9 protein-coding genes are annotated in these 6832 nt (G+C 68.7%); 5 read left to right on the forward strand and 4 right to left on the reverse strand.

The features are described from left to right. Nucleotides 1-28: 28 nt before the first annotated feature. Nucleotides 29-586, reverse strand: coding sequence for a flavin reductase family protein (locus RSA25_RS11130; RefSeq protein WP_332808948.1), 558 nt, complete (start codon nucleotides 584-586; stop codon nucleotides 29-31). 117 nt (nucleotides 587-703) lie between these two features. On the opposite strand from RSA25_RS11130, the gene RSA25_RS11135 reads away from it, so the two are divergent. Genes RSA25_RS11135 through RSA25_RS11145 form a run of 3 tightly spaced genes read left to right on the forward strand, consistent with a single transcriptional unit; the run spans nucleotide 704 to nucleotide 2857 of the window. After that, nucleotides 704-1069: a BlaI/MecI/CopY family transcriptional regulator gene (locus RSA25_RS11135; protein WP_332808949.1), complete on the forward strand. Its 366-nt coding sequence runs from the start codon at nucleotides 704-706 to the stop codon at nucleotides 1067-1069. After that, complete coding sequence (locus tag RSA25_RS11140; RefSeq protein ID WP_332808950.1) at nucleotides 1062-2297, forward strand: TonB family protein; 1236 nt, start codon at nucleotides 1062-1064, stop codon at nucleotides 2295-2297. Before RSA25_RS11135 ends, RSA25_RS11140 begins: the two co-directional genes overlap by 8 nt. Beyond that, a complete protein-coding gene (locus RSA25_RS11145) occupies nucleotides 2294-2857 on the forward strand; it encodes a hypothetical protein (RefSeq protein WP_332808951.1) in 564 nt (187 codons plus the stop codon). Before RSA25_RS11140 ends, RSA25_RS11145 begins: the two co-directional genes overlap by 4 nt. Before the next feature lie 28 nt (nucleotides 2858-2885). Here the strand turns inward: RSA25_RS11145 and RSA25_RS11150 are convergent, their stop codons facing one another. After that, the gene (locus RSA25_RS11150; protein WP_332808952.1) at nucleotides 2886-3704 is read right to left on the reverse strand and encodes an MBL fold metallo-hydrolase; all 819 of its coding nucleotides are present in this window, start codon (nucleotides 3702-3704) and stop codon (nucleotides 2886-2888) included. A 9-nt stretch (nucleotides 3705-3713) separates the two neighbouring features. Next, nucleotides 3714-4529, reverse strand: a complete 816-nt coding sequence (locus RSA25_RS11155; RefSeq protein ID WP_332808953.1) for a S1/P1 nuclease — start codon at nucleotides 4527-4529, stop codon at nucleotides 3714-3716. 103 nt (nucleotides 4530-4632) lie between these two features. On the opposite strand from RSA25_RS11155, the gene RSA25_RS11160 reads away from it, so the two are divergent. Then, nucleotides 4633-5334, forward strand: a complete 702-nt coding sequence (locus RSA25_RS11160) for an aspartate/glutamate racemase family protein (RefSeq protein ID WP_332808954.1) — start codon at nucleotides 4633-4635, stop codon at nucleotides 5332-5334. Between the two features lie 205 nt (nucleotides 5335-5539). On the opposite strand, the gene RSA25_RS11165 is transcribed toward RSA25_RS11160, so the two are convergent. After that, nucleotides 5540-6169 (reverse strand): OmpW family outer membrane protein, encoded by a 630-nt coding sequence (locus tag RSA25_RS11165; RefSeq protein WP_332808955.1) that lies wholly within the window; start codon nucleotides 6167-6169, stop codon nucleotides 5540-5542. Between the two features lie 200 nt (nucleotides 6170-6369). On the opposite strand from RSA25_RS11165, the gene RSA25_RS11170 reads away from it, so the two are divergent. Then, the coding region (locus RSA25_RS11170; protein ID WP_332808956.1) for a glyceraldehyde 3-phosphate dehydrogenase NAD-binding domain-containing protein at nucleotides 6370-6832 on the forward strand (463 nt) is incomplete at its 3' end.

Raw genomic sequence — 6832 nt, forward strand, 5'->3', positions numbered from 1 at the left:
GCGCCATCCTGCAGGGTCATGCGCACCATTACAGCATTTCAGGCTTGAACAGACGGCGACGCGAGACCTCCTCGCCGGACAGCATGAACTGGCCATCGCCGCGGTAGTGCACGGTTTTCGGTCGCTTGGGCGCCTTGGCCACGTGCGCCTTCACCACTTCCCAGATGAAGAAACCATGCCGTTTGACCTGGCCGGCATCGTGCAACCGGCACTCGAAACTGGCCGGACACTGCGCCAGCAACGGGGCCTGGACCTCGCTGGCCGCCGTGGTGTCCAACCCGAACCGGGCGAACTTGTCCACTTGCGCACCGCTGCAGTTGCCGATGCCCACCACGGTATCGAGCAGGTCCGGGCCGGGCAGGTTGATCACGCATTGGCGGCTGCGCCGGATCAGCTCGAAGCTGTGGTTGCCGCTGGAGATCATCGTGCCCACCAGCGACGGGCTGAAGGCCAGCACCGTGTGCCAGCCCAGTGTCATCACGTTGCGCTCGCCCTTGAAGGCCGAGCTGACCAGCACGATCGGGCCGGGTTCGAGGAAGCGGCGCACCTGGTCCACCGGAAAGTCGTACTTGCGATAGCGTTTCATCCAGGCCTCCACCGTGCAGGCCACCATGCTTGCAATGGCGGCATGAACCGGCCGTCGAGGGGTTGACAGGGTTTGCGATTACGTGCGTAATTGAATTGTCGATTACGGATGTAAATGATGACCCAGATCAGCGAAGCCGAAGCCGTGGTGATGGACGTGTTGTGGCGCGAACATCCGTTGGGGGCCGATGAGGTGGTGGCGGCCCTGGCCGGGCGCGACTGGGCCGAGCCGACCATCAAGACCCTGCTCAACCGGCTGCTGACCAAGGGCGCGATCAGTGCCAGCCGCGATGGCCGCCGCTACCTGTACTCGCCGGTGCTGCAGCGGCAGGCGTGGGTGGCCGAGCAGAGCAGCGGGCTGCTGGACAAGCTGTTCGAGGGCCGCGTGGCACCGCTGGTGGCCCATTTCAGCCAGCGCGGGCAACTGAGCGCGCAGGACATCGCCGAACTGAAGGCGCTCATCGAGGGCCTGGACCATGACTGAGCTGCTCAACGGCCTGCTGCAGGCCAGCGTCTGGCTGGCGATCACCGTGCTGCTGCTGGGCGTGTTGCGCCCGCTGCTGCTGCGCCTGGGCGGGGCGGCGCTGGTCTACCGCAGCTGGTGGTGCGTGCCGGCGCTGCTGCTGGCACTGCGCTTGCCACTGCCGCTTGCGCCGGTAGGCGAGGCGCTGCCGATGCTGGCCGCCGCCGCGGCGTGGACCGCGCCGGTGGTGGCCTCGCCCGCGTCCGCCTGGCCGTGGCTGCTGCTGGTGGCCTGGGCGGCCGGCGCGCTGGGCATGGGCCTGGCCAGCTGGCGCGCCCAGCAGCGTTTCGAGCGGGCGTTGGGCCACCTGCAGCCGCGGGGGGATGGCAGTTGGCGGGCCAGTGCCGATCCCGGCCTGCCGGCGCTGGTGGGGCTGTGGTCGCCGCGCATCGTGGTCGGCCCCCGTTTCGAACAGGACTTCAGCCCCGCCGAGCAGGACCTGATCCTGCAGCACGAACACAGCCATCGGCGCCACGGCGACCCGTGGGCCAATGCCGCACTGGCGGCGCTGCGCTGCGTGTTCTGGTTCCACCCGTTGCTGCCGTGGGCCGCGCGCGCCTTCCTGCGCGACCAGGAACTGGCCTGCGATGCGCGCACCGTCGATCCACACCCGGCCCTGCGCCGGCTCTACGCCAACGCGCTGCTGAAGGCGCAGTTGGTCCACCCGGTTGCGCCGATGGCCTGCCACTGGCGCAGCCAACCGATGTTGAAGGAGCGTATTGCCATGTTGAAGGAACACAAGCGGAAAGCACTGCCGTGGATAGCCGGCCAGGTGCTGGTGGTAGGGGTGAGCGTCGGGCTGGCGGCAGTGGCCTGGGCCAGCCAGGGCGGGGCGGTCACGCCCTCGATCAGCGCCGAACCGGCGGCCGGCACGAGCGCGCCGGGCAAGGCCGCCGATGTCGATGTGCCGGCCAAGGCGCGTGACATGGCCCCGCCGACGTATCCGCGCGGCGCGTTCGAGCAGGGCCTGTCGGGCCAGGTGGTGCTGCGCGTGGAGATCGGTGCCGACGGACGGCCCAGCGAGGTGCGCGTGCTCAGTTCCACCCCGGCCGGCGTATTCGACGAGGCGTCGGTTGCGGCCGCCCAGCGATGGACCTTCGAGCCGGCGCGCAAGGACGGCAAGGCGGTCGCCTCGGCGCTGAAGATCCCGATGACGTTCGAATTGAACGAATCCAAGCCGGCGCCATGAGGCAGGCGCTGACCCTGCTGGCGGCGGTACTGGTGGCCGGCTGTGCCGGCCACCCCACGCAGACCACCGTGGACACCCGCAGCGAGAACGTCGCATTGCAGCGGCTGCATGCCGATGGCGGCGGCGGGAGCGGCCAGGTGCAGGCGTACACGCTGCAGCCTCGCGAGGGCTACCGCATGCCGCAGTTGTATGCCGCGCCGGACCCGGTGGTGGGGGCCAGCGATCCGCGCCGCGAACTGGCGCCGACCGTGGTCTGCCTGCAGGTGGTGGTGACCGCCGAGGGCAGGGTCGAGCGCAGCGTGGCGTTGACCGATCGGCCCGAGTGCAGCGCCGGTGCAGCAGCGGAGAACGCACCGCTGCTGCGCGCCGCACAGGCCGCCGTCGCGCAATGGCGCTACACCCCGGCGGCGGTATGCCGCTACGCGGTGGGGCAGGTGCCCGATGCCAGCGGGGATTGCCGGGGCGCCGAGCAGGTGCAGCCGGTCGCGGTGAGCCTGTTGTATGCCTTCACGTTTGAAATCGTGCACGGCCAGCACGTGGTGCGCCGGCAGGGCCGCTGATCAACCCGGCGGCCGTGGGGGCTGCCGGTCAGTCGCGTCGGTCCGGCGTGGGCCCGCCCTGCAAGTTGGCCTTGACCGACGGATGCATCAGCTTCGGCTCGGCCAGCGTGGCATCGCGTGCCTGGCGGGTGGCGATGAACTCGGCTTCGCCCACCCCGTCGCGCAGGTGGATGTTGTGCGCGCGCTGCGCGCCGATGGTGGTCTGGTTGGCGACCGCACGCCCGCCGGGGCCGTAGTCGTGGCAGATGAACACGCGGGTGGCATCGGGCAGGGCCAGCAGCCGCTGGATGGAGCGGTACAACTGGCCCGCGTCCCCGCCGGGGAAGTCACAACGCGCGGTGCCGCCATCGGGCATGAACAGCGAATCGCCAGTGAACACCGCATCGCCGATGCGGTAGGCCACGCTGTCGCTGGTGTGCCCGGGCACGGCGATCACCTCCGCGGCGATCTCGCCCAGTGCGAAGTGCTCACCGTCGGCGAACAGGTGGTCGAACTGCGAGCCGTCGGTGGGCACGGCCAGCGCATAGCGCGGGGCGAAGGTGCGCTGCACCTGCACGATGCCGCTGCCCATGGCCAGGGTGGCCTGCGGCCAGGCCGCCTTGAGCCAGCGGCCGGCACTGACGTGGTCGGCGTGGGCATGGGTTTCCAGCAGCCAGCGCACCGCCAGCTTCGCTTCGTGCACGTGTGCCAGCAAGGGCTGCAGCGGCCCGGCACCCAGCGCGTCGGTGTCCGGGTCGTAGTCCAGCACCGGGTCGATCACTGCCGCCTGCCGCGTCGCCGGGTCGTGCACCACGTAGCTGAAGGTATGGCTGTCGGGGTGGAAGAAGCTGGCGACGTGCAGTGACATGGTCTGGCCTCAGCGTTTGCCCAGGGTGGCGTTGAGCAGCACCGCCAGGCGCTCGCCGGCCAGGCGCAGTTCCTGCTCGGCGATGGGGCGGTAGGTGGCGGTGTAGTCGGCACCCAGCGTACGCTTGGGCGGGTAAACGCCAGGTGCGATGGCGATACGGCAGCTGGCCTCGGCCCACTGCACCGCATCGGTGCCGATGCTGGAGCGCTTGCCCACCTTGGGCGCCGGCAGCGCGAGCAGGCGTGCCAGGTAGCGGTCATCGTCCAGGCCGAGCTCGTTGAGCATGCCGCTGTCCCACAGCGAATGCAGGTTGGTGCCGCGGTTGTTGAACTGGACCTGGAAGTCGTTGCCGCCCTTGTCGTGGCCGTAGCCGGCGTGCATCGGCTGGTGGATGTCGCCGGTGAAGTGCACCACGAACTTCAGCGCCTGGGCGCGCTCGGCGTCCGGGCGGCTGCGGTCGCCGAGGATGGCGGTCTGCGCCTTGAGCGCCTCGACCACGCAGTTGCCGCCCTTGCAGTGCTTCTGCACCGTGTAGTGGCAATCGTCCTCGCCGATGTTGACGTAGTGCCAGCCGGCCGAGCGCCGGCCCAGGCCGGGGTCCTTGGCGCGCAGCTGGTCGGCCCACGGCGCGATCGCCGACAGGGTCGGATCCGGCTCGCTGGCCAGCAGGCGGTCCACCTCGGCCTGTGCGGCCGGGGTGAGGCGGGTTTGGGCGATACGGGCGACCAGGCGGTGGCCTTGCGCGCCCCAGGCCAGTGCATCGGTGGAAACCAGGGTGAGGGCCAGCGCCAGGGCGGTGGCCGGAAGCAGGGAAGCGATTTTCATCGTCCGCATTCTAGCCCGCTGCCCGCGGGGTGGCTTGCCCGGATCTGGCTGGCGGCTGCGCGGGGCGCTAGGCTGGCCGGACATCATCAAGGGGAGTGGGGCCGTGCAGAAGGTACTGGGCCTGATCGGCGGGATGAGCTGGGAGAGTTCGGCGCAGTACTACCGGATGATCAACGAGCAGGTGCGCGACGCCCTGGGGCCGATGCATTCGGCGCGGCTGCTGCTGTGGTCCTTCGACTTCGCCGATATCGAAGCCCTGCAGCGCGCCGGCGACTGGGCCGCGGCCACCGAGGCCATGGTCGCGGTGGCGCGACGGCTGGAAGCGGCTGGCGCCACCGCACTGGTGATCTGCACCAACACCATGCACCTGATGGCCGAAGAGGTGCAGGCCGCGGTCGGCGTGCCGCTGCTGCACATCGCCGACCCGGTGGGCGAGGCCATCCGCGCACGCGGGCTGACCCGGGTGGGGCTGCTCGGCACTGCGTTCACCATGGAGCAGGATTTCTACCGGGTGCGGCTGGCGCAGCGGCACGGGCTTGAGGTGCTGGTGCCCGACGCCGACGACCGCGCGCAGGTGCACCGGATCATCTACGAGGAACTGGTGCGGGGGCAGGTGCATGACGCATCCCGGCAGGTCTATCGCCAGGTCATGCAGCGCCTGGTCGAGCAGGGCGCACAGGCGATCATCCTTGGTTGTACGGAAATCATGCTGCTGGTCGGCGACAACGATGCCGAGGTGCCCTTGTTCGATACCGCCGCGTTGCATGCGCAGGCGGCGGCAATGCATCTTCTTTCGCCTGGGTAGAGCCACCCCATTGGGGGCTGCCTCCGGTCGTGCATCGCGTGCAGCCACCCATGGGGTGGCTCTACCTGACGGGGTGCATCGCGTGCAGCCGCCCATGGGGTGGCTCTACCCGCTGCGGGGACGCGGGATAAAAAAATCCCCGGCCGAGGCCGGGGATGAACGCGTGCTGCGAGGGGTGTTGCGCTTGTCAGTCCTGATCCGCCGATCAGAACTTGAACACGTAGGACACGCCGTAGGCCAGCGGGTCGATGTTGACGGTGCCGATCTTTTCGCCGTTGAGCTTCACCTTGCTGTCGATGTCCATCCAGCGCACGTCCACGCGCAGTGCGCCCTTGTCGCTGATCGCGAAATCCACGCCCGCGTGTGCGGCCAGGCCCCACGAATCTTCCAGCTTCAACGTGTTGCCCGCCAGCGCACCGCCGGTCTTCTCGCTGAAAAAGGTGGTGTAGTTGATGCCGGCACCCACGAACGGGGACACCTTGCCCTTGCCGTTGAAGTGGTACTGCAGCGAAATCACCGGCGGCAGGTGCTTGGTGCTGCCCACGTTGCCCAGGCCGCCGATGTTGATGTCGTGCTTGAACGGCAGTGCCGCCAGCAGCTCGATCCCCAAGTTGTCGGCGATGAAGTACTCACCGGTGATCGTCGGCTTGATGTCCTTGTCGACATCCACCTTCAGGGTGCCGCCGGCCAGCGTGCCGTTGTTGGACTTGGGGGCGACCTGGTGCACGCCGGCACCGAGCGTCCAGTCGCCCTTGGACTGGGCCATGGCCGGCGCGGTGGCCAGGGCGAGGGCGGCGGCCAGGGGGGCCAGCAGGAGGGGGGAGGTCTTGCGCATGAGGCGGTCTCGTTGCGGGTGGAATGGGGCCAGTTTTCCCGCCGCGTGCCCGCCGCGCCTTGATCCGGATCAATCTGCTCATTTCAGCCGTGTAACCGCTTCCCATCGGCCCCGCGCCGGCCCGGCCCGGTTCGGCCCTGCTAGAATGGGGATCCCTTTCCATCGGCGCCGCACCGTCGCGGCTGCAGGAGCGTGTGAACATGGCAATCAAGGTTGGCATCAACGGTTTCGGTCGCATCGGTCGCAATGTGCTTCGCTCGGCCGTGCTGAATTTCGGCAATGACATCGAAATCGTCGCCATCAACGATCTGCTGGAGCCGGACTACCTGGCCTACATGCTGAAGTACGACTCGGTGCATGGCCGCTTCAAGGCCGACGTCGAGGTCGCCGGCAGCGACCTGCTGGTCAATGGCAAGAAGATCCGCCTGACCCAGGAACGCGATCCGGCCAACCTGAAGTGGGACGAAGTCGGCGTGGACGTGGTGATCGAATCCACCGGCCTGTTCCTGACCAAGGACACCGCGCAGAAGCACATCGATGCGGGCGCGAAGAAGGTGATCCTGTCGGCCCCGTCCAAGGACGACACCCCGATGTTCGTCTTCGGCGTCAACGACAAGACCTACGCCGGCCAGGCCATCGTCTCCAACGCCTCGTGCACCACCA

Origin of the sequence: Stenotrophomonas sp. (genome assembly GCF_036662295.1) — a bacterium.
Taxonomy (GTDB): Bacteria; Pseudomonadota; Gammaproteobacteria; order Xanthomonadales; family Xanthomonadaceae; genus Stenotrophomonas.